The sequence below is a fragment of the Amycolatopsis sp. YIM 10 genome, from assembly GCF_009429145.1.
In the GTDB taxonomy this organism is placed as follows: domain Bacteria; phylum Actinomycetota; class Actinomycetes; order Mycobacteriales; family Pseudonocardiaceae; genus Amycolatopsis.
The window spans coordinates 9,713,306-9,734,250 of record NZ_CP045480.1 but is presented as its reverse complement, the minus strand read 5'-3'; the positions used below and the strand labels follow the sequence as shown (position 1 = coordinate 9,734,250).

23 protein-coding genes are annotated in these 20,945 nt (G+C 71.9%); 18 read left to right on the top strand and 5 right to left on the bottom strand.

What is annotated here, in order from left to right:
- The first annotated feature begins 50 nt into the window (after positions 1-50).
- The 3 genes from YIM_RS45175 to YIM_RS45165 are packed head-to-tail and all read left to right on the top strand — an operon-like array spanning position 51 to position 3,481.
- Positions 51-1,652, top strand: coding sequence for an AMP-binding protein (locus YIM_RS45175; RefSeq protein ID WP_228004407.1), 1,602 nt, complete (start codon positions 51-53; stop codon positions 1,650-1,652).
- 11 nt (positions 1,653-1,663) lie between these two features.
- Positions 1,664-1,900: a glutaredoxin family protein gene (locus YIM_RS45170; protein WP_153036181.1), complete on the top strand. Its 237-nt coding sequence runs from the start codon at positions 1,664-1,666 to the stop codon at positions 1,898-1,900.
- Positions 1,901-1,957: 57 nt separating this feature from the next.
- A complete protein-coding gene (locus YIM_RS45165) occupies positions 1,958-3,481 on the top strand; it encodes a molybdopterin-dependent oxidoreductase (protein WP_153036180.1) in 1,524 nt (507 codons plus the stop codon).
- A 9-nt stretch (positions 3,482-3,490) separates the two neighbouring features.
- Here YIM_RS45165 and YIM_RS45160 read toward each other — a convergent pair whose 3' ends face one another.
- Genes YIM_RS45160 through YIM_RS45140 form a run of 5 tightly spaced genes read right to left on the bottom strand, consistent with a single transcriptional unit; the run spans position 3,491 to position 7,848 of the window.
- Positions 3,491-4,222 (bottom strand): hypothetical protein, encoded by a 732-nt coding sequence (locus YIM_RS45160; RefSeq protein ID WP_153036179.1) that lies wholly within the window; start codon positions 4,220-4,222, stop codon positions 3,491-3,493.
- Positions 4,219-4,542 carry a type VII secretion target gene (locus tag YIM_RS45155; protein ID WP_194239962.1) on the bottom strand — a complete coding sequence of 108 codons (324 nt, stop codon included), beginning with the start codon at positions 4,540-4,542 and terminating at the stop codon, positions 4,219-4,221. Before YIM_RS45155 ends, YIM_RS45160 begins: the two co-directional genes overlap by 4 nt.
- 58 nt (positions 4,543-4,600) lie before the next feature.
- The gene (locus YIM_RS45150; protein ID WP_153036177.1) at positions 4,601-4,840 is read right to left on the bottom strand and encodes a hypothetical protein; all 240 of its coding nucleotides are present in this window, start codon (positions 4,838-4,840) and stop codon (positions 4,601-4,603) included.
- On the bottom strand, positions 4,837-5,130 hold the full coding sequence (locus tag YIM_RS45145) for a YbaB/EbfC family nucleoid-associated protein (protein ID WP_153036176.1): 294 nt from the start codon (positions 5,128-5,130) through the stop codon (positions 4,837-4,839). The genes YIM_RS45150 and YIM_RS45145 overlap by 4 nt, the downstream gene beginning before the upstream one ends.
- Positions 5,131-5,166: 36 nt before the next feature.
- Complete coding sequence (locus YIM_RS45140; protein WP_153036175.1) at positions 5,167-7,848, bottom strand: BTAD domain-containing putative transcriptional regulator; 2,682 nt, start codon at positions 7,846-7,848, stop codon at positions 5,167-5,169.
- A 263-nt stretch (positions 7,849-8,111) separates the two neighbouring features.
- Between YIM_RS45140 and YIM_RS45135 the strand changes: the two genes are divergently transcribed.
- The 15 genes from YIM_RS45135 (at position 8,112) to YIM_RS45065 (ending at position 20,941) form a co-directional block, all read left to right on the top strand.
- Positions 8,112-8,921 carry a redox-sensing transcriptional repressor Rex gene (locus tag YIM_RS45135; RefSeq protein WP_153036174.1) on the top strand — a complete coding sequence of 270 codons (810 nt, stop codon included), beginning with the start codon at positions 8,112-8,114 and terminating at the stop codon, positions 8,919-8,921.
- A complete protein-coding gene (locus YIM_RS45130; RefSeq protein WP_153036173.1) occupies positions 8,918-10,240 on the top strand; it encodes a glutamyl-tRNA reductase in 1,323 nt (440 codons plus the stop codon). Before YIM_RS45135 ends, YIM_RS45130 begins: the two co-directional genes overlap by 4 nt.
- Entirely contained in the window at positions 10,237-11,178 is a 942-nt protein-coding gene (hemC, locus tag YIM_RS45125; RefSeq protein WP_194239961.1) for a hydroxymethylbilane synthase, read from the top strand. Before YIM_RS45130 ends, hemC begins: the two co-directional genes overlap by 4 nt.
- A gap of 87 nt (positions 11,179-11,265) precedes the next feature.
- Positions 11,266-12,798: a bifunctional uroporphyrinogen-III C-methyltransferase/uroporphyrinogen-III synthase gene (locus YIM_RS45120; protein ID WP_153036172.1), complete on the top strand. Its 1,533-nt coding sequence runs from the start codon at positions 11,266-11,268 to the stop codon at positions 12,796-12,798.
- Positions 12,799-12,916: 118 nt separating this feature from the next.
- Positions 12,917-13,888: a porphobilinogen synthase gene (gene hemB / locus YIM_RS45115; RefSeq protein WP_153036171.1), complete on the top strand. Its 972-nt coding sequence runs from the start codon at positions 12,917-12,919 to the stop codon at positions 13,886-13,888.
- 27 nt (positions 13,889-13,915) lie between these two features.
- Entirely contained in the window at positions 13,916-14,428 is a 513-nt protein-coding gene (locus YIM_RS45110; RefSeq protein WP_153036170.1) for a hypothetical protein, read from the top strand.
- Complete coding sequence (locus tag YIM_RS45105; RefSeq protein WP_153036169.1) at positions 14,425-14,883, top strand: hypothetical protein; 459 nt, start codon at positions 14,425-14,427, stop codon at positions 14,881-14,883. Before YIM_RS45110 ends, YIM_RS45105 begins: the two co-directional genes overlap by 4 nt.
- Complete coding sequence (locus YIM_RS45100; protein ID WP_153036168.1) at positions 14,876-15,220, top strand: hypothetical protein; 345 nt, start codon at positions 14,876-14,878, stop codon at positions 15,218-15,220. The genes YIM_RS45105 and YIM_RS45100 overlap by 8 nt, the downstream gene beginning before the upstream one ends.
- A 40-nt stretch (positions 15,221-15,260) precedes the next feature.
- Complete coding sequence (locus tag YIM_RS45095) at positions 15,261-16,244, top strand: efflux RND transporter periplasmic adaptor subunit (protein WP_153036167.1); 984 nt, start codon at positions 15,261-15,263, stop codon at positions 16,242-16,244.
- Complete coding sequence (locus YIM_RS45090; protein WP_153036166.1) at positions 16,241-16,924, top strand: ABC transporter ATP-binding protein; 684 nt, start codon at positions 16,241-16,243, stop codon at positions 16,922-16,924. The genes YIM_RS45095 and YIM_RS45090 overlap by 4 nt, the downstream gene beginning before the upstream one ends.
- A 1-nt stretch (position 16,925) precedes the next feature.
- Positions 16,926-18,107, top strand: a complete 1,182-nt coding sequence (locus YIM_RS45085) for an ABC transporter permease (RefSeq protein ID WP_153036165.1) — start codon at positions 16,926-16,928, stop codon at positions 18,105-18,107.
- Positions 18,104-18,415: a hypothetical protein gene (locus YIM_RS45080; protein WP_153036164.1), complete on the top strand. Its 312-nt coding sequence runs from the start codon at positions 18,104-18,106 to the stop codon at positions 18,413-18,415. Before YIM_RS45085 ends, YIM_RS45080 begins: the two co-directional genes overlap by 4 nt.
- 26 nt (positions 18,416-18,441) lie before the next feature.
- On the top strand, positions 18,442-19,752 hold the full coding sequence (gene hemL / locus YIM_RS45075; protein WP_194240384.1) for a glutamate-1-semialdehyde 2,1-aminomutase: 1,311 nt from the start codon (positions 18,442-18,444) through the stop codon (positions 19,750-19,752).
- The gene (locus tag YIM_RS45070; RefSeq protein ID WP_153036162.1) at positions 19,749-20,375 is read left to right on the top strand and encodes a histidine phosphatase family protein; all 627 of its coding nucleotides are present in this window, start codon (positions 19,749-19,751) and stop codon (positions 20,373-20,375) included. The genes hemL and YIM_RS45070 overlap by 4 nt, the downstream gene beginning before the upstream one ends.
- Entirely contained in the window at positions 20,372-20,941 is a 570-nt protein-coding gene (locus YIM_RS45065; protein WP_153036161.1) for a TlpA disulfide reductase family protein, read from the top strand. The genes YIM_RS45070 and YIM_RS45065 overlap by 4 nt, the downstream gene beginning before the upstream one ends.
- Positions 20,942-20,945: the final 4 nt, after the last annotated feature.

The following is a 20,945-nucleotide window of genomic DNA, read 5'->3' as shown; positions in this document are numbered from 1 at the left end:
TGTTCCGGTGACGTAACCACCACGACTGGGCGATATCCCCGCTTCGGGGGATGGGGATGACAGACTGGTTACGGTGTGAGTGCGCTCGCGGAAGGGGTTGGGATTTGTCGTCCGAACAGGGGAATCACCAGAACCACCAGGCAACGGCCGGCACCGTGGGCAACGTCTCGGAGCTGGTTTCCGCGGCTGCCGGGAGCTGGCCGGATTCACTCGCACTTATCGATTCAGGAAGCGACCGGCGGTGCACCTGGGCACAGGCGGACGCGGCGGTGAACGCCGAAGCGCGCCGCCTCGCCGACGCCGGGGTCACTCCCGGTGACCGGGTGGTGGTGCGGCTGCCGACCTCCACCGCGTTCGCGGTGACGCTGTTCGGCGTGCTGCGCGCGGGCGGGATCGCGGTGCCGTTGTCACCGCAGGCGCCGGGCGCCGAGATCCGGCCGCTGGTCGAGCACAGCGGGGCGAAGCTCGTGGTCAGCCACGACCCGGAGGCCGAGGACCTGCCGGACGGGGTCACCGCGCTGCCCGCGGCCGACACCACAGCCGGTGGGGAGCCGGTCGAGCCGGTGGGCAGCGGTGAGGACATCGCCGTGGTCTCGTACACCTCGGGCACCACCGGCCCGCCGCGTGGCGTGATGTTGTCGCACCGGGCGCTGCTGGCCAACATCGAGCAGCTTTCGTCGGTGCGGCCGCCGGTGCTCCAGCACTCCGACCGCGTGTTCATCGCGATCCCGCTGTTCCACGTCTACGGACTGGGCCCCGGCCTGCTCCAGGCCGCGGCGGTGGGCGCCACCGTGGTGCTGTCCGAGCGGTTCGACGCGCGGCGCGCGCTGGCCGACTGCGCCGAGTTCCGGGTCACCACGATCGCCGGGGTCCCCGCGATGTACGCCGAGTTCGCCGCGCTGGACGCCGACGAGCTGGGCGCCGGGCTGGCCACCGTGCGCCGGATGACCTCGGGCGCGGCGCCGCTGCACCCCAAGGTGCTGGCCGCGATCCGGGCGGCCACCGGAATGGACGTCTACGAGGGCTACGGCCTGACCGAGGCCGCGCCGGTGGTGACCACCACGCTGGTCACCGGCTATCCGAAGCCCGGTTCGGTCGGGCGCGCGCTGCCCGGCATCGAGCTGCGGCTGGTGGAGAGCGACGGCACCACCGGGCCGGTGCCGTCCGATCCGGACGACCTGGTGGACAGCTTCGACGAGGAGGACGGCGGCACCGGGCTGGTCGCGCTGCGCGGCGCGAACCTGTTCTCCGGGTACTGGCCCGACGGCGCGCACGGCCCCGACGAGGAGGGCTGGTTCCGCACCGGCGACGTCGGTTACCTGGACACCGACGGCGATCTGCACCTGGTCGACCGCGCCAACGACCTGATCATCGTGAACGGGTTCAACGTGTACCCGAACGAGGTCGAGTCGGCGATCACCGAGCTGCCGGAGGTTCTCGAGGCGGCGGTGGTCGGGGTGCTGGACGAACGCAGCGGCGAGGCGGTCAAGGCGGTCGTGGTGGTCGCGCCGGGTGCCTCGCTGTCCGCGCAGCAGGTGGTCGACCACTGCGCGGGCAAGCTCGCCGGCTACAAGGTCCCGCACACGGTGGAGTTCGCCGAGAGCCTGCCGCATTCGGCGACCGGCAAGCTGCGCCGGCTGCGCCTGAGGTAGGAAGGCAAACCATGGCGCATGAAGTGACGGTGGTGACCAGGGACGGCTGCTCGGCGTGCGTGCGCGCGGAGGCCGACGTGGCGCGCATCTGCGGTGAGCTGGGGGTCGCGTGGTCGACCTTCGACGTGGACAGCGATCCGGAGTGGCGGGCCGAGTACGGCGACCGCGTACCGGTGATCCTGGTCGACGGCGACGAGCACGGGTACTGGTCGGTCGAGGAGGACCGGCTGCGCGCGGCGCTCGCGTAATGCACTCGTAAGGGCGGAACAGCGGCTTTCCGGCCCGCGGCTGACCACGATGGAGGCATGAGCACACGCCTGCCGCGCCCGCGCGCGGCCGTGATCGGAGTGGTCGCCGTCGGTGCGGCGGCCGCGGCCGGGCACCTGCTTTCCGCGTTCCTCGGGCGGAATTCGTCGCCGGTGGTCGCGGTGGGCAGCACCATCGCGGAGTTCTCGCCGAGCTGGCTGACCGAATTCGGCAAGGACACCTTCTACCTCTACGACAAGCTCGCGCTGTTCGTCGGCATGGGCCTGGTGATGCTCGTACTGGCCGCGGTCGCCGGGCTGATCTCGCGGGCGTCGCGCACGCCGGGGTTGGTGCTGATCGGGGCGTTCGGCGTGCTCGGGGTGGTCGCCGTGCTGCGGCGGCCGGACCTCGGGCAGCTGGCGATCCTCGCGCCGCTGGCCACGCTGCTGGCCGGGTGCGGGGTGTTCGCCTGGCTGCACGGGCTGGCGTTCGCCGGGGAGGCCGTCGACGGCGGACTGAGCAGGCGGCGGTTCCTGGTCGGCGGGGCCGGGGTCGCCGCCGGCGCCGGGGTGGCCGCGCTGGCCGGTCAGGTGATCGGGGTGAGCCGGGACGCGGAACTTTCGCGGGCAGAAGTCGGTGGGCTGGTCCCGGCCAGGCCCGCGCCGCCGATCCCGGCCGACGCCGACTTCGGCAAGCTCGGCACGCCGACCTTCCTCACCCCGAACGCGGACTTCTACAAGATCGACACCACGCTGGCGCTGCCGCAGGTGCGGGCCGACGACTGGCGGCTGCGGGTGCACGGCCTGGTCGACCGCGAAGTCACCTTCACCTACGCGGACATCCGCGACCGGCCGCTGGTCGAGCGCGCGGTCACGTTGTGCTGCGTGTCGAACGAAGTGGGCGGTGACCTGATTTCCACGGCCACCTTCGTCGGCGTGGACCTGCGCGACCTGCTGAACGAGGCGGGTGTGCGGCCGGGTGCCGAGCAGCTGTTCTCCACCAGCACCGACGGCTGGACCTGCGGCACGCCGATCTCGGCGGTGCTCGACCCCGGGCGCGGCGCGATGCTCGCGCTCGGCATGAACGGGGAACCGCTGCCGGTCAAGCACGGCTTCCCGGCGCGGCTGGTGGTACCGGGGTTGTACGGCTACGTGTCGGCCACCAAGTGGGTCACCGATCTCGAGGTGACCACCTGGTCGGCGCGGCGGGCCTACTGGCTGGAGCGCGACTGGGCGCGGGAAGGGCCGGTGAAGACCCAGTCCCGCATCGACGTGCCGAAGCCGTTCTCCTCGCAGGCGGCCGGGAAGACCGTGGTCGCCGGGATCGCCTGGGCGCAGCACACCGGGATCGACCGGGTGGAGGTGCGGCTGGACCAGGGCCCGTGGGTGCCCGCGACGCTGAGCGCCGAGGTGAACGCGGACACCTGGCGGATGTGGTGGGTGCGGTTGGACGTGCCTCCCGGTCCGCACCAGCTGTACTGCCGGGCGGTGGACCGCTCGGGGTACGTGCAGACCGGGGAGGTCCAGGGCACCGTGCCGGACGGCGCCACCGGCTGGCACTCCGTCTCGATCACGGCGACCTGACGCGCCGCCTCAGTTCTGGCCCGAGCCCGCGGCTCCACCACCGCCGGAGCCCGCGGCTCCACCGCCCCCGGAACCCGCGCCGCCTGGCGGGCCCTGCTGGCCTTCGCCGCCCTCTTCGTCGCGCTCGACGCCGCCGCCCTCGTCACCTCGTTCGGCGCCGGCTTCGGCCCCGCCCGAGACCCCGGCTTCGGAAGCCGCGTCGGTCAGCTTCTTGAACTCCTCGCGAATCCGCAGCACCTGCTGCTGGAACTGCTCGGCGAGCCGGATGATCTCGTCGATGGCCTTGATGACGTGTTCCTCGTCTTCGGCCGAGGCCGAGCCGTCCACCACCGCGCCCGCCGCGCCCGCTGCCCCGTTCGCGATCGAGACGATCTGGTGGCTCACGTCCGTCACCAGCTTTTCCAGCTCCTGGCCGATGCCGGTGATCTGGTCGGCGAGCTTGGCCACCTCGGCCCGGTCGCTCTCCAGCTCGGCCAGTTCCTTCCGCGCTTCCTCGAGCGCGGCTTCCGAGCCTTCGCCGTCGTCCTGCTCCAGTTCGGCGATCGTCGCGTTCTGCTGGTCGATCGCCTTGTCCAAATCGGACAGTGCGGCGCGGAGACGATCGCCGTACGCCTTGATCGACTCGGGATCGCAGTCGATGTGCGCGAGCACCTCGATCGGATCGGCGGCGCCGAGCGCCTTCGACGCGGCCGACAGCGGCCCGCAGGCGCTGATGGCGTTCTGCAGTGCCGGATGCGTCATTCCGACCTTCCCGCGGCTCGCAGGTCTTCCTGGGTCTCGGACTCGTTGCGGTCGTAGTCGTCGGCCGCGACGTCGAGCTTCCCGGCGAACTCACCGAGGCGCGCGTGCCGCGTGCGGAGCCGCTCCAGCCGGTGCCCGACGGCCTTCTCGATGTCGGCGGCCAGTTCCGGCCCCGGCCCGGAGATGCCGAAGGCCTCGGTCGGCACCTTGGCCGCCGAGATCGACTCCACCGCGGTGCCGACGGAGTCCCCGCTGGCGCGGAATCCCGTGGCCGCCCGGCGGATCCGCCCGGTGTCGACGCGGAACCCTGATCCGGTCATGCTTTCCCCCTTCGTGCTGGTCGGCGTCATGATGCCGGGCGCTGCTTTCCCGGTGCTTTCATCTGGGTGGCAGCTCGAACGAGGGCACCAGCCAGGTCGACGGCGGTTCGTGCTCGTCCTCGGTGCGCGAGGTGGGCGCGGCGGGCGCTGTGGGCGCTGTGGGCGCTGTGGTGCGCACGACCGGCGCCGCCGCCGCGGTCACCTCGCCGTCCGCCTTGACCCAGACCGGCTTCCCGGCCGCGGGCACGCGGATCTGTTCCGCCGGTTCACCGACGTGCGCGCGAACCCACGGGCTCATTTGCCGAGGTGGTACGCGCGGCGTTCCGCGACCAGCTCGGCGGCCGCGCGCTGGGCGCCGGTGGAGGCCTGCAGGATCGCGTTCGCCAGGGTCTTGGCGTCCACCTTGCGCACCAGCGTCGAATTCACCGAGACCGCGAGCACCTTGCCGCCCGAGTCCACCTCGACCTGGACCAGGTCACCGCGGTCGCGCGCGGTGACGGTGCGCTGGGCGAGATCCTTGCGCAGCGCGAGCAGGCCCTCGTCGGCACGGTTGTTCCGCGCGGCCAGCGCGGACAGCGAAGTCGCCATGCCGGAAGTGTGGCGGTTGCCGCTTTCATCGTGGTTTCACCCGATCTCGGCGAGCAGTTTCCGCACTTCCGCGGCCTCCGGATCGCCATTGCGGGTGAACACCTCCAGCGCCTCGCGCAGGAATTCGCGGGCTTCGCCGTCGCGCCCGATGCTGTGCAGTACCGCGCCGAGGCGTGCCTGGACCCGTGCCGCGCGCCAGCTCTCGCCGAGCATCCGGCTGATTTCCAGGGCCTCCCGGTACGCCTCGAGCGCGCGTTCCGGATCGCCGCTGTCGCGGTGCAGATCGCCGAGCGTGCACAGGGTGAACCGGCGCGCGGGGGTGTCGGCGGCCCGCCGGTGGACCTCCATCGCCTCACGCAGGTACGCCTCGGCTTCGGCGAAGGAGCCCTGTTGCCGGAGCACGTCGCCGAGGTTGTTGAGGCAGTAGCCCTCGCCACGCGGGTCGCCGAGCGCGCGGAACCGCCGCAGGCCGTCCTCGTAGCAGGCGGCGGCCTCGGGGAACCGCTTCGCGTTGTCGTAGACCACGCCGAGGTTGTTCTGGTTCCACGCCGCGGCCAGCCCGTCGTCCACTGTGCTTTCGGCGTCGAACAACTCCGCAGCTTCCCGGTGGCAGGCGATCGCCCGCTCGTGGTCGTGCAGGTCGTCGTAGGCGACGCCGAGCCCGTTCAGCATGTGCGCGCGGCCCAGCGGGTCGGCGACCGCGAGCGCGGTCCGGTGCGTGCCGAGCCAGTCGTCCCAGCGGCGGCTCGAATAGAAGTAGATGAGCAGCGCCGAAGCCAGCTGCCAGGCGACCGTGGCGTACCCCCTGGCCACGGCGTCGCGGACGGCCGCGCTGAAGTTCTCCCGTTCCAGCTCGAACCAGGCCAGCGCCGCCGCGCGGTCTCCGAACACGGGCAGGTGCGACGGCGGCTCGACGGCGTCGCTCCACATCGGCCGGGCGTGCGGGTCGAGCACGGCGCGCGCGGCGATCGCCGAATGCACGTACCAGCCGAGGATGCGCCGCGACGCCGCGTCGTCCTCACCAGCCGACTCACCGGCATATGCCCGCAGAAGATCGTGCATCACGTATCGGCCGTCGGCGCTCGCCTCGACCAGGTTGGCGCGCCGGAGCTGGCCGAGCGCGCGTCGCGCGGTCCGCAGATCGATGTCCGCCAGCGCGGCCACCGCCTGCTCGCCGGTGTCGTGACCGGGGTGCAGCCCGAGCAGCCGGAACACCCTGGCGGCTTCCGCGGGCAGATGCTGGAACGACCACGAGAAGGCCGAGCGGACCGCGGCCCGCGGGTCCCCGTCGGCGTCGAGCAGGTCGAGCCGGGCGCGCTCGTCGGCCAGTTCCTCGACCAGCGCGGCGATGCTGCGGGCCGGCCGGTCGCGAATGGACTCGGCGGCGATCCGCAGCGCCAGCGGCAGCCGCGCGCACAGCTCGATCACCTGGGCGGCGGCCTCCGGCTCGGCGTCCACCCGGTCGCCGGTCAGCTCGCGGAGCAGGGTGAGCGAGGCCGCGGCGGGCAGCCGGTCCAGCTCGTGCCGCCGCGCGCCGTCGACCGCGGCCAGTCCGGTCAGCGTGTCGCGGCTGGTCACCAGCACCACGCACGAACCGGTGCCGGGCAGCAGCGGCCGCACCTGCTCGGCGGTCCGCGCGTTGTCCAGCACGATCAGCAGCCGCCGCCCGGCCACCCGCGTGCGGAACTTGGCCGAGCGCTCGGCGAGCACCGGCGACAGCGCGGCGCCGTCCACCCCGAGCGCCCGCAGGAAACCGGCGAGCACGTCGGCCGGATCGGCGGGGCGGTCGGGACCGTATCCGTGCAGATCGGCGTAGAGCTGCCCGTCGGGGAACCGGTCGCGCGTGCGGTGGGCCCAGCGCAGCGCCAGCGCCGTCTTGCCCGCCCCCGCGGTACCGGTGATCACCGACAGCGGGGCGAGTTCGTCCAGCTCGGCGAGTTCGCGCTCGCGGCCGGTGAACCCGCGTGCCTGCGCCGGGAGTTGTGCCGGAACGGGTGACGGCCCGGCGGGCTCGGTTTCGCGGCCCTCGAAGATCGCCTGCTCGAGTTCGCGAAGTTCCGGGCCCGGCTCCAGGCCCAGCTCCGTCCGCAGCACCCGGCGCGCGGTGCGGCACGCGGCGAGCGCGTCGGCCTGCCTGCCCCCGCGGTACAGCGCCCGCACGAGCAGCGCGTGCAGCCGTTCGCGCAGCGGGTGTGCCGCGGCCAGCGCACCCAGCTCACCGACCACGGCCAGGTGTCGACCGGCGTTCAGCTCCGCCTCGAACAGCGCCTCCAGCAGGTTGAGCCGGGTCTCGGCGAGCCGCCGCGCTTCGTCGGTGAGCAACGGCACGTCGAGCCCGTCGAACGGGGTGCCCTGCCACAGGTCCAGCGCCTTCCTGGCCAGTGCGGGGTCGTCGACGGCCTCGCCGGAAAGTGATTCGAATCGCTCCGCGTCCAGCTCACCGGGCAGCACGCGCAGCAGGTACCCACCGGAGTCGAAGACCAGCCGTCCCGGTTCGCCGAGCAGCCCGCGCAGGCGGTGGACGTGCAGCTGCAGCTTCTGCGCGGCCCGCCGGTCGGCGCGTTCACCCCACAGCGCGTCGGTGAGCACGTCGACGGGAACCGGGCGGTTCGCCCTGGTCAGCAGCACGCCGAGCAGGATCCGCTGCAACTTCCCGGACGGCTGGGACGGGCCGTCGGCCCGGCGGACGCGCATCGGCCCGAGCACTTCGAACTCCATCGACGACACCGGCCACCCCCTATCGCCCCAGTGTGACGTCGGATACCGGCGTGCGGTTGCCGTTTTCGGCTGATGGAAGATCGGCGGGTAGCCTGGGTTCAAGCCCTCTACCAGTCACTTTGTGCATGCGTTCACAAGTGGCTACCGTAGTGCCATCGCCCCGCGCGGCGCCGGGTATCGAACACTGAGTCGCCCGCCGGGTCAAGGGTTGATTTTTCAACCTGGATCTGTCAGCAGGAACGGCATCAACGAGGAGATCAGGCGTGGTCGCACAGCGGGGCCGCCGAGGTGGTTCGGCCAGGCAGGCGGGCACTCCCGACGCCGACAACGCGCCGACCGCCGAGATGCCGACCGTGCCGGACGCGCCGGTGAACGGCGTGGCCGACCCGGTCCGCGCCAAGTCCATTCCCGAAGCCGCCGTCGCCCGCCTCGCCGTCTACCTGCGGGTGCTCTCCGCGATGGCCGAGCAGGGCGCGACCACGGTCTCCAGCGAAGAACTCTCCGCGGCCGCCGGGGTCAACTCGGCGAAGCTGCGCAAGGACCTGTCCTACCTGGGCTCCTACGGCACGCGCGGGGTCGGCTACGAGGTCTCCGTGCTGGTCGGCCACATCGAGCGCACGCTCGGGCTGACCCGCAAGCACAAGGTCGCCGTGGTCGGCATCGGCAACCTGGGCCACGCGCTGGCCAACTACGGCGGTTTCCCCGGCCGCGGTTTCCCGGTGGAGGCCCTGTTCGACCTCGACCCCGACCTGATCGGCGTGCCGGTCGGCGGGCTGCCGGTGTCGCACCTGGACGAGATCCCGAAGGTGTGCGCCGAGCGTGAGATCTCCATCGGCGTGATCGCCACCCCGCCGACCGCCGCGCAGTCGGTCTGCGACCGGCTGGTGGCCGGCGGTGTGCAGTGCATCCTCAACTTCGCGCCGGTGGTGCTCCAGGCTCCACCGCACGTCGAGGTTCGCAAGGTAGACCTGGCGGTGGAACTGCAGATCCTTTCGTTCCACGTGGCGCGCAGGGCCGACGAAGAAGCGGGTGTGAACGGCGTGGCGGACAACGGCATGGTGGTGCGATCGTGAGCATTCTGGCCATCGGGCTCTCCCACCGCACCGCGGACCTGACCATGCTGGAGCGGGCCGCCGTGCCCGCCGCCGAGCTGGGCAAGGTGCTCCACGAGCTGCAGCAGGCCGAGCACATCGCCGAGGTGATGGTGCTCTCGACCTGCAACCGCATCGAGGTCTTCGCGGTGGTCGACGCCTTCCACGGCGGCCTGTCCGACGTCTCCGCGGTCCTCGCGCGCCAGGCCGGGGTCGAACCCGCCACGCTGTACGACAACCTCTACGTGCACTACGCCGGTGCCGCCGTCGAGCACATGTTCTCGGTGGCTTCGGGCCTGGACTCGATGGTCATCGGCGAGACGCAGATCCTCGGCCAGGTCCGCGCCGCCTACGCCACCGCGCGCGAGGCGGGCACGGTCGGCCGTGTGCTGCACGAGCTGACCCAGACCACGCTGCGCGTCGGCAAGCGCGTGCAGACCGAGACCGGCCTCGGCGAGCTGGGCGCCTCCGTGGTGTCCGAGGCGCTGCGTGCGGCCGGTGAGATCGAGGGCAAGCACGCGCTGGTCGTCGGCGCCGGTTCGATGGGCGCGCTGACCGGGTCGCACCTGCGCAAGGCGGGCATCGGCTCGATCACCGTGGCGAACCGCACGCTGGTCAACGCCCAGCGCCTGGCCGCGTCGATCGCCGAGCAGGGCGTGCCCGCCGCCGCGGTGCCGATGACCGAGCTGACCGCGGCCGTCGCCAGGGCGGACGTGGTGGTCTCCAGCACCGGTGCCGCCGACGCCGTGCTCGACACCTCCCACGTGCTCCCGCGCGAAGGCCGTGAACTGGTCATCTGCGATCTCGGGCTGCCGAGGGACGTCGAACCCGCCGTCGCCGAGCTGGCCGGCGTCCGGGTGGTCGACCTGGAGACCGTGCGCCGCCGGATGAGCGCGGCGACCGGTACCTCCGAGACCGATCGCCAGCTCGCCAAGGCCACCGGCATCGTGCTGGACGAGGTGCGCGAGTACCTCGCCGGCCAGCGCAGCGCCGAGGTCACCCCGACCGTCACCGCCCTGCGCAAGCGGGCCGCGGAGGTGGTCGACGCCGAGCTGCTGCGGCTGGACAACCGGCTGCCGGAACTCGACACCACGGTCCGCGAGGAGCTGGGCCGCACCGTCCGCCGCGTGGTGGACAAGCTCCTGCACGCGCCGACCGTGCGCGTGAAGCAACTCGCCGGACAGGACGCCGGAACCGACTACGCCAGCGCGCTGCGCGAGCTGTTCGAGCTCGATCCCGCCGCGCCGCAGGTGGTCGCGCGTCCTTCTGATCCACAAGAAACCAACGGTGAACCGAATTGAGCAGGACCATCAGGATCGGCACGCGCGGCAGCAAGCTCGCGCTGGCCCAGACCGGCACCGTGGCCAAGGCGCTGGAAGACGCCGGCGCCCAGGTGGAGCTGGTCACCATCTCCACCCCCGGCGACCGCTCCAGCGCGCCGATCACCGAGATCGGCATCGGGGTGTTCACCTCCGCGCTGCGTGACGCGCTGACCGCCGGTGAGATCGACGTCGCCGTGCACTCCTACAAGGACCTTCCCACCGCGCCCGCGCCGGGACTGGTGATCGCGGCGGTCCCGCCGCGTGCCGACCCGCGTGACGCGCTGATCGCCCGCGACGGCCTCACCCTCGGCGAACTGCCGCCGGGGTCGACCGTCGGCACCGGCTCGCCGCGGCGCACCGCGCAGCTGCGCGCGCTCGGCCTCGGCCTGGAGATCGTGCCGATCCGCGGCAACATCGACACCCGCATGGGCAAGGTGTCCGGCGGTGAGCTCGACGCCGTGGTGCTGGCCAGGGCCGGGCTGGCCAGGGTGGGCAGGCTCGCCGAGATCACCGAGACGCTCGACCCGATCCAGCTGCTGCCCGCGCCCGCCCAGGGCGCGCTGGCGGTGGAGTGCCGGGCGGATGACACCGACGTCGCCGAGCTGCTCCAGTCCACTTTGGACGACGAAGCCACCCGGATCGCGGTGACCGCGGAACGGGCCATGCTGGCCGCGCTGGAAGCCGGGTGCAGTGCCCCGGTGGGGGCGCTGGCCGAGGTGGTGGAGGACCTCGACGAGAACGGCTCGGTGATCGAGCGGGTTTCGTTGCGGGGCACCGCGGCCGTCGGCGGTGACGGCGAGGCGGTGGACATGCTCCGCGCCTCCGCGGTGGCCGGGAAGGACGAGGCGGAGAAGCTCGGCCGCGAGCTGGCCGCCGAGCTGCTCGACCTCGGCGCGGGCGCGCTGACCGCGAACTGATTCTCGTTTTCCCTGCTCGGCGGGGAAGAATGCTTGCCAGATGGCCGAGGTGTGCAGCGGCCGATTGTAAAGAGGAGAGACGTAGAGATGACCCCCGCGCGCAAGACCACCGGGCGCGTCGCCTTCGTGGGCTCGGGCCCCGGCGACGCCGGTCTGCTGACCGTCCGTGCCCAGGAGCTGCTGGGCAAGGCCGAGGTCGTGGTGACCGATCCGGACGTGCCCGCCGGTGTGCTGGCCTTCGCCCACCCCGACGCCGAGGTGCGCCCCGCGGTGGGGGACCCGGCCGAGGTGGCCAAGGACCTGGTCAACGAGGCCAAGTCGGGCCGGCTGACGCTCCGGCTGGTCGCCGGTGACCCGCTGACCCAGTCCGCCGCGGTGGCCGAGGTGCAGGCCGTGGCCAAAACCAGCGCCGTGTTCGACGTGGTGCCCGGCGTTTCGCCCGGTGCCGCGGTGCCCGCCTACGCCGGTGTGGCGCTCGGCGGCACGCACATCGAGGTCGACGTGCGCGGCGAGGTCGACTGGGCCGCGCTGGCCGGCACCGGCGCCCCGCTGGTGCTGCACGCCACCTCCAGCCACCTGGCCGAAGCCGCCTCCCGGCTGACCGAGCACGGGCTGGCCCCGGCCACCCCGGTCGCGGTCACCTCGAACGGCACCATCAACACCCAGCGCACGGTGGACTCCACGCTGGCCTCGCTCTCGGCCGACGCCGGTGAGCTGGTCGGCCCGCTGGTGGTCACCGTCGGGCAGGCCGCCGGGCAGCGCTCGAAGCTGTCCTGGTGGGAGTCGCGCGCGCTGTACGGCTGGAAGGTGCTGGTCCCGCGCACCAAGGAGCAGGCTGGCGACATGGCCGACCGGCTGCACAGCCACGGCGCCACCTCGCACGAGGTGCCGACCATCTCGGTCGAGCCGCCGCGCAGCCCGGCGCAGATGGAGCGCTCGGTCAAGGGCCTGGTCGACGGCCGGTACCAGTGGCTGGTGTTCACCTCCACCAACGCGGTGCGCGCGGTGTGGGAGAAGTTCGAGGAGTTCGGCCTGGACGCGCGGGCGTTCTCCGGCGTGAAGATCGCCTGCGTCGGCGAGGCCACCGCGGCGAAGGTGCGCTCGTTCGGCATCATTCCCGAGCTGGTGCCCTCCGGTGAGCAGTCCTCGGAAGGCCTGCTGGCCGAGTTCCCGCCCTACGACGACGTGCTGGACCCGGTCGACCGGGTGCTGCTGCCGCGGGCGGACATCGCCACCGAGACGCTGTCCGCCGGGCTGCGCGAGCGCGGCTGGGAGATCGACGACGTGACGGCCTACCGGACCGTCCGGGCCGCCCCGCCGCCAGCCGAGACCCGCGAGATGATCAAGACCGGCGGGTTCGACGCGGTGTGCTTCACCTCGTCGTCCACCGTGCGGAACCTGGTCGGCATCGCGGGCAAGCCGCACACCCGGACCCTGGTGGCCTGCATCGGCCCGAAGACCGCGGAGACGGCGACCGAGTTCGGCCTGCGCGTGGACGTGCAGCCGGAAACCCCGAACGTGACCGCGCTGGTGGACGCGCTCGCCGCGCACGCCGCCCGCCTGCGGGCCGAGGGCGCGCTGCCGCCGCCGCGCAAGGCCAAGCGCGCTCGCCGCTCGTAGTTTCACTTGCTGACGCTTTGTCAGAAAATGACGCGACTATTTTCTGACGAAGCGTCATTAAAAGCATTTCGGGTACTCCCCGCAATTCCCCGGAATTGCGGGGAGTACCGTCATAAGGGTGTTTCCCGAGCATCGTCCCCGCCGGTTGCGTGTCACCCCCGCGATGCGGCGCCTCGTCAGTGAGACCACGCTCCGCCCGCGGCAGCTGATCCTGCCGATGTTCGTGGCCGAGGGCGCCGACGCGCCGCGGCCGATCGCGAGCATGCCCGGCGTGGTCCAGCACACCCGCGACTCGTTGCGCAAGGCCGCCGTCGAGGCCGTGCGCGCCGGGGTCGGCGGGCTGATGCTCTTCGGCATTCCGGAGCAGCACGACGCCATCGGCTCCGGGGCCACCGACGAGAACGGCATCCTCAACGTCGCGCTCCGCGATCTCAAGGCCGAACTGGGCGACGAGACCGTGCTGATGGCCGACACCTGCCTCGACGAGTTCACCGACCACGGTCACTGCGGCGTGCTCGACGCGAACGGCGGCGTGGACAACGACGCCACCCTCGAGCGCTACGCCGAAATGGCGCTGGCCCAGGCGCGGGCGGGCGCGCACCTGCTCGGCCCGAGCGGGATGATGGACGGCCAGGTCGGCGTGATCCGCCGTGCGCTGGACGACGCCGGATTCACCGACACCGGAATTCTCGCCTATTCCGCGAAGTACTCCAGCGCCTTTTTCGGCCCGTTCCGCGAGGCGGTCAACTCGCAGCTCAAGGGCGATCGCAAGACCTACCAGCAGGACCCGGGCAACGCGCGGGAAGCGTTGCGCGAGATCGAACTGGACGTGGCCGAGGGCGCGGACATGGTGATGGTCAAGCCCGCGCTCGCCTACCTGGACATCGTGCGCGCCGCCGCCGAGGTCTCGCCGGTGCCGGTGGCCGCGTACAACATCTCCGGTGAGTACGCGATGGTCGAGGCCGCGGTGGCGAACGGCTGGCTGAACCGCGAAGCGACGGTGCTGGAGGTCCTGACCTCGATCCGCCGCGCCGGTGCCGACTCGATCCTCACCTATTGGGCCGCCGAGGCGGCGCGCTGGCTGGACTGACGGGGCAAGGAAACTAGAGTCACCGCCGTGACCGAGCCAAGCGAGAAACCCGAGCCCGAAGGTCTGCCCAAGGCACCAGCCGTGTCCGGGGAGGAGACCGCGAAACCGGCGGGTCCGCTACCGCAGCCGGTGAAGGTGTCCTGGTACCTGTGGATCAGCGCCAGCGCGGTGATGGTGATCGGCTTCGCGCTCTCGCTGGTGATGAAGCAGCAGATCATCGACCTGACCCTGGGACTGCCCCGCGACCAGCGGCTGACCGCGGAGCAGGTGGCCGGCGGCATCACCACGGTGCTGTGGACCTTCCTGGTCGGCGCGATCGTGTTCGCCGCGCTGTTCCTGCTGTTCGCCTGGAAGGCCAAGGACGGCACCCGTTCGGCGCGCACCGTGCTGACCGTGCTCGCCGTGGTGACGGTGGTCTTCCAGGTGCTGTTCTTCACCAACGAGGCCAAGCTGCTGGCCTGCGCGCTGATCATCGCCGCCACCGTCTGCCTCTACCTGCCCAGCGTGCAGCCCTACTTCCCGAAGCTGCCGAAGCGGTGACCGAGCCCCGGGTGCTGCTCGACGAGCCGGGAGCCGGGGGTGCGCCGCTGTTGTGGGGCCCCGGCTTCGCGCTCGTGGGCTTCGGGCTCGAACTGCTCGCGGGCGGCCCGGTGCACGGCATCGAGTGGGTGCTGGTCGGGCTGGCGCTGCTCGGCGTGACCATGCTCTGGGTGTACGCGCGGCGCCGGTTCCTCAGCGTCAAGGTGACCACCGAGGCGCTGTGGCAGGGCCGCGAAAGCCTGCCGGTCGAACGGATCAAGGAACTCGAGGACGTCGGCACACCGGTCGGGGCGAAGGTGCTCGGCGGCGGCCCGGCGGTGCCCCGGAAGTTCGAGGACCTGCCGCTCCGGCTCGACGACGGCAGCGTGGTGGTGGCCTGGGCGCGTGACGCCGAAAAGTTGCGCGCCGCGTTGCGCAGGGTCACCGGCATCGTGAGAGAGTCTGACGGTGAGTGAAACCGAGCCGGACTGGCCGCCGGAGCCCGCGACGACTCCCCAGAGCCTGCACCGCCCGTGGCGCGCCATCGTGGCGGTGGTCGAGTTGGTGCTCGCCGGGGTGGCTGTCTGGCTGGCGACGATGGCCTGGTCGGCTTCGATCAGCACGGTGCGCGTCCGCGCCTCGGACGGGGCCGAGCTGACCTCCTTCCACTACGCGGGCAACTGGGTGCTCGCCGCGATCGTGCTCGGCCTGGCGGCGGCTCTGCTGGTGGTGGACGCGGTGCGTCAGTTCGTGCTCGCGGCGCGTGCCCGCCCGCGCAAGCCGCGCAAGGATCCACAGCCCGCGCACAGCTGACTCCCAGCGCGCCAACAACTTCGGCGGCCAGCGTCGCCGCATGACAAAGCGCCGTACCTGGGTCATCAACGGGGTGCTCGTCCTGGCGCTCGGCGGTGCCGCGTTCGGGGCGTACCAGGCGTTCGCGCCCGCCGAGGGGGACGCGCAGGCGCAGTCCCGGACCACCCCGGTGACCAGGGCGGACGTCACCGAGTCGGTGTCCGCGGCAGGCACGGTGGCCAGCGCGTACACGGCGAACGCCGATTTCGGCACCGCCGGCGAGGTGGCCACCATCGAGGTCGCGGTCGGCGACACCGTCACCGCCGGGCAGCGACTGGCCACTTTGGACAGTGCGCAGGCGGAGCGGAAGCTGGACCTGGCGCGGAGCGAACTGGCCGCGGCCGAGGAGGAGCTGGCGAACGCGCCGGAGACCAGCGCCGCGCTGCAGGCCAAGGTGGACCAGGCCGAAATCGAGGTGGCCGACGCCGAAACCGCGGTCGCGAACACCGTGCTGACCGCGCCGGGCGCGGGCACGGTCACCACGATCAACGGTTACGTCGGGCAGCAGGTCGGCAACGGCGGCTCCGGCTTCGTGGTGCTCACCGATCTCCGGAACTACTTGGTGGACTCGTCGATCGCCGAGGTCGACACGGCGAAGGTGAAGGCGGGCCAGCAGGCCACGGTCACGGTCAACGCGTTGTCCGGCAAGGAGATCACCGCGACCGTGGAGTCGATCGCGCTGACCCCGGCGGAGAGCGGCGACACGGTGACGTACCCGGCCAAGCTGAAGTTGTCCGAGCCGCCGGAGGGGTTGCGGCCCGGCCAGTCGACGAGCGTGTCGATCACCGTCGCCGAAGCGAAGAACGCGCTGGCGGTGCCCGCCGCGGCGGTACCGGGCGGCGGCACGGTGCTGGTGCGCCGCGACGGCCAGGACGTGCCGGTGCGGGTGGAACTCGGGGTGCGCGGCCAGGCGTTGGTCGAGGTCAAGTCGGGACTGAGCGAAGGCGACCAGGTGGTGCTGCAGGCGGCCGGGGCACGCCAGTGACCGTCATAGAGGTCAGGGGTCTGCACAAGACCTACGGCGACGGGGAAACCGCCGTGCACGCGTTGCGCGGGGTGGATCTGGTGGTGCCGCGCGGTGAGTACGTGGCGATCATGGGAGCTTCCGGCTCCGGCAAGTCCACGCTGCTGAACGTGCTCGGCTGCCTGGATGTGCCGACCAGCGGGGAGTACGTGCTCGATTCGGTGCCGGTGAGTGCGTTGCGCGAGAGTCAGCTCTCCTTGCTGCGCAACCGGAAGATCGGCTTCGTCTTCCAGTCGTTCAACCTGGTGCCCAGGGTCAGCGCACTGTCCAATGTGGAGCTCCCGTTGGGGTACGCCGGGTTGCGCCGGGCCCAGCGGCGGGCGCGGGCGATGGCCGCGCTGGAACTGGTCGGCCTCACCGATCGCGCGAAGCACGTGCCCAGTGAACTGTCCGGCGGGCAGCAGCAACGCGTCGCGCTGGCCAGGGCGCTGGTGACCGCGCCGGCGCTGCTGCTGGCCGACGAGCCGACCGGCAATCTCGACCGGGCCAGCACCGCCGAGGTGCTCGGCGTGTTCGACCGGTTGCACGCGCTGGGCCGGACGATCGTGGTGATCACGCACGAGAACGAGGTCGCCGCGCACGCCCGCCGGGTGATCCGGGTCAGTGACGGCCGGATCGTCTCCGACGAGACGGGGTGGTGACGTGGAGGTCCTCCGGTTCGCCGCGCGCGGGCTGACCACGAACAAGCTGCGCTCGGCGCTGACCACGCTCGGCATCACCGTCGGCGTGGCGGCGGTGATCCTGCTGGTGGCCGTCGGCAACGGCGCCTCGGCCAAGGTCGCCGAGAGCATCGAGGGCCTGGGCACCAACGTGCTGGCGGTGACCCCGGCCCGCGGCCCCGACGCCCGTAAACTGTCCACACAGGACTCCAAAGCGCTGGTGGATCCGTTGGGGGCACCCGATGTCCAGGCGGCCTCGCCGGTGGTGTCCACCCAGGCCACCGCGGTCGCCGGGCAGACCAGCTACGACCTGCCCGCGGTGACCGGTACCGATCTCGAGTACTTCACCACCACGAACCGGGTGCCGGCGCGGGGTGCCTTGTTCACCGCCGAGGACGTGACCGCCGCGCGCAAGGTGGTGGTGCTCGGCCCGGCCGTCGCCGAGGAGTTGTTCGGCCGGGCCGATCCGGTGGGGCAGAAGGTGTTGCTCGACGGCATCGAGTTCACCGTGGTCGGTGTGCTGGCGGAGAAGGGCAGCACCGGCGAGCGCAACGCCGACGAAGTGGCGATCGCGCCGCTGACCGCCGTGCAGGATTCGCTGACCGGGTACGGCAGCCTGGACCAGATCGTCGTGCGCGCCGCCGCGCCCGACGCGGTTTCACTGGCGCAGGCGGAGATCACCGCGATCCTGACCGCGCGGCTGTCCGACGCGGAGGCGTTCTCCGTGCAGAACTCGGCGGAACTGCTCGAAGCGAGTCAGTCGACCACCGAGACCTTCACCGTGCTGCTGACCGCGGTCGCGGCGATTTCGCTGCTGGTCGGCGGGATCGGCGTGACCAACATCATGCTGGTCACGGTCACCGAGCGGATCCGCGAGATCGGCATCCGCAAGGCCATCGGCGCCCCGCGCGCGGCGATCCTCGGGCAGTTCCTGGCCGAGGCGACCCTGCTCAGTCTCTTCGGCGGCCTGCTGGGTGTGCTGCTCGGGGTGGCGGGCAGCCGGTTCGACGTCGCCGGGATCACTCCGGTGCTGGTGCCGTCATCGATCGTGCCGGCCTTTGTGGTCTCGGCGCTGATCGGCCTGTTCTTCGGCAGCTACCCGGCCGCGCGGGCCGCCGGTCTGCGGCCCATCGACGCCCTTCGACACGAGGAGGAATCGCTGTGACACAACAACTTTCGGCAGCCGAGGCGGCGGCGGTGGTCAACGAGCCGATCGGCGACCTCAACGCGGACCTGGCGCGGGCGGCCCGGCCGACCAGTCGCATCACGCTGGTGCTGGCCGCGCTGGTGGTTTTTGTGGTGGTCTTCGGCGCGGGGGCGTGGACGCACGCGCTCCTTTCCGGACCGTCCTCCTCGGAAGGCCCGTCGGCGGTGCCGGGTGGCGGCAACCGCGCCCGGCAACCGGGGCAGGGCGAGCTGGTCATCCGGCCGGAAGGCGGCCAAGGCGGTCAGCGTCCGCCCGGCCGCGGGTGACCCGGCCGCCGGTCTGCTCTGTCAGACTGGCGAACGTGACAGTCGAACAGTCCAAGGAATGGTTCGCGCGCGCGTCGGCCGCCACCCCCGGTGGGGTCAACTCGCCGGTGCGCGCGTTCAGCGCGGTCGGCGGAACGCCGAGGTTCATGGTTCGCGGCGAGGGCGCGTACCTCTGGGACGCCGACGGCACCAGATACGTCGACCTGGTCTCCTCGTGGGGGCCGATGATCCTCGGGCACGCGCATCCCGCCGTGGTCGAGGCCGCCCGTGAAGCCGCGACCGCCGGGCTGTCCTTCGGCACGCCGACCATCGGCGAGGTCGAGCTGGCCGAGGAGATCATCGGCCGGGTGGAGCCGGTGCAGCAGGTCCGCCTGGTGAACTCGGGCACCGAGGCGACGATGAGCGCGATCCGGCTGGCCCGCGGTTTCACCGAGCGGTCCAAGATCATCAAGTTCGCCGGTTGTTACCACGGGCACGTCGACGCGCTGCTCGCCCAGGCCGGCTCCGGGGTGGCCACGCTCGGCCTGCCGACCTCGCCGGGCGTCACCGGTGCGCAGGCCGCGGACACGATCGTCCTGCCCTACAACGACATCGACGCGGTGCGGGCCGCCTTCGCCGAAAACCCCGGCGAAATCGCCGCGATCATCACCGAGGCGGCCGCGGGCAACATGGGCGCGGTCGCCCCGGACCAGGGCTTCAACGCCGCGCTGCGTGAGATCGCGCACGCCAACGGCGCGCTGCTGATCATGGACGAGGTGATGACCGGGTTCCGGGTCAGCGCCGCGGGCTGGTTCGGCCTCGAGGCCGTGCCCGGCGATCTCTACACCTTCGGCAAGGTCATGTCCGGCGGGCTGCCCGCGGCGGCCTTCGGCGGTCGCGCGGACGTGATGGCCCGCCTCGCCCCGACCGGCCCGGTCTACCAGGCGGGCACGCTGTCCGGGAACCCGGTGGCGGTGGCGTCGGGCCTGGCCACGCTGCGCAACGCCGACGAGTCGGTCTACCGCGCGCTCGACGCGAACTCCCAGCGCCTCGGCGCGCTGTTCGGCCGGGCGCTGTCGGCAGCCGGGGTGGCGCACCACGTCGCGTACGCGGGCAACCTGGTCAGCGTGTTCTTCACCGAGGAGCCGGTGCGTAACTACCACGCCGCGACCACCGCCGAGACCTGGCGCTTCCCGCCGTTCTTCCACGCACTGCTCGAACGCGGTGTCTACGCCCCGCCGAGCGCGTTCGAGGCGTGGTTCGTCAACGCCGCCATGGACGACGCGGTGTTCGAGCAGATCGAAGCCGCGCTGACCCCGGCGGCGGAGGCCGCCGCAGCCGCGAAGCAGGCGTCATGACCACGATCGTGCATGTGCTCCGCCACGGCGAGGTGCACAATCCCGAGGGCATTCTGTACGGCCGCCTGCCCGGGTTCCGGTTGTCCGGGCGCGGGCAGCGGCAGGCGCTCACCGTGGCCGAGGCGCTGGCCGGGCACCAGATCGTGCACGTGGTGGCGTCGCCGTTGCAGCGCGCGCAGGAGACCGCCACGCCGATCGCCGACGCGCACCGCCTGGACGTGGCCACCGACGAGCGGCTGATCGAGGCGGGCAACCGGTTCGAGGGCAAGCGGGTGGCCGTCGGCGACGGCGCGCTGCGGCAGCCGAGGCACTGGCCGAAGCTGGTCAACCCGTTCAAGCCGTCGTGGGGCGAGCCGTACGTGGAGATCGCGCACCGCATGCTCGGCGCGATCCACCGCGCCCGCGTCGAGGCCGAGGGCTTCGAGGCGTTGTGCGTGTCGCACCAGCTGCCGATCTGGACACTGCGGCGGTTCCTGGAGCGGCGCGTGCTCTGGCACGACCCGCGTCAGCGGCAGTGCTCGCTGGCCTCACTGACCAGCCTGGTCTTCGAAGGCGACCGCCTCGACCGGATCGTCTACAGCGAACCGGCCGGGTACACCGATCCGAAGGTGACCGGGGCATGAGAAAGCTCACCGCTTCGCTCGCCGCGCTGGCGCTGCTGGTGGCGGGCTGCACCAGTGGGTCCGACGCGGTCACCCGCGGGACCAACTTCGAGTTCGTGTCACCGGGTGGCCAGATCGACATCAGCTACGAAGGCGACCAGCGCAAGCCGCTGCCGCCGCTGTCCGGCGAGGACCTGATGACCGAGGGCAAGCAGATCGCGGTCGCGGACTTCCCCGGCAAGGTCGTGGTGATCAATCTCTGGGGTTCGTGGTGCCCGCCCTGCCGCACCGAGGCGCCGGAGCTGGAGAAGGTGCAGCGCGAGGTGCCCGGGGTGCAGGTGCTCGGCCTCGACGTCCGCGAGGACAACCGCAACGCGCCGCAGGACTTCGTGCGCAACCACGGTCTCACCTACCCGTCCATCTACGACCCGCCGGGCCGGTCGCTGCTGATGCTCAAGGGCTATCCGCGCAACGCCGTGCCGTCGACGATCGTGCTGGACAAGCAGCACCGGGTGGCCATGGTCTTCCTGCGCGGTCTGCTCGCCAGCGACCTGGTACCGGTGGTCCAGCGCCTCGCGGCGGAGTAAGCAC

Coding starts and splice junctions, on each gene's coding strand:
- YIM_RS45175 (WP_228004407.1), top strand. CDS start 51: ATGGGGATGACAGACTGGTTACGGTGTGAGTGCGCTCGCGGAAGGGGT.
- YIM_RS45170 (WP_153036181.1), top strand. CDS start 1,664: ATGGCGCATGAAGTGACGGTGGTGACCAGGGACGGCTGCTCGGCGTGC.
- YIM_RS45165 (WP_153036180.1), top strand. CDS start 1,958: ATGAGCACACGCCTGCCGCGCCCGCGCGCGGCCGTGATCGGAGTGGTC.
- YIM_RS45160 (WP_153036179.1), bottom strand. CDS start 4,222: ATGACGCATCCGGCACTGCAGAACGCCATCAGCGCCTGCGGGCCGCTG.
- YIM_RS45155 (WP_194239962.1), bottom strand. CDS start 4,542: ATGACCGGATCAGGGTTCCGCGTCGACACCGGGCGGATCCGCCGGGCG.
- YIM_RS45150 (WP_153036177.1), bottom strand. CDS start 4,840: ATGAGCCCGTGGGTTCGCGCGCACGTCGGTGAACCGGCGGAACAGATC.
- YIM_RS45145 (WP_153036176.1), bottom strand. CDS start 5,130: ATGGCGACTTCGCTGTCCGCGCTGGCCGCGCGGAACAACCGTGCCGAC.
- YIM_RS45140 (WP_153036175.1), bottom strand. CDS start 7,848: ATGGAGTTCGAAGTGCTCGGGCCGATGCGCGTCCGCCGGGCCGACGGC.
- YIM_RS45120 (WP_153036172.1), top strand. CDS start 11,266: ATGACCCCCGCGCGCAAGACCACCGGGCGCGTCGCCTTCGTGGGCTCG.
- YIM_RS45095 (WP_153036167.1), top strand. CDS start 15,261: ATGACAAAGCGCCGTACCTGGGTCATCAACGGGGTGCTCGTCCTGGCG.
- YIM_RS45070 (WP_153036162.1), top strand. CDS start 19,749: ATGACCACGATCGTGCATGTGCTCCGCCACGGCGAGGTGCACAATCCC.
- YIM_RS45065 (WP_153036161.1), top strand. CDS start 20,372: ATGAGAAAGCTCACCGCTTCGCTCGCCGCGCTGGCGCTGCTGGTGGCG.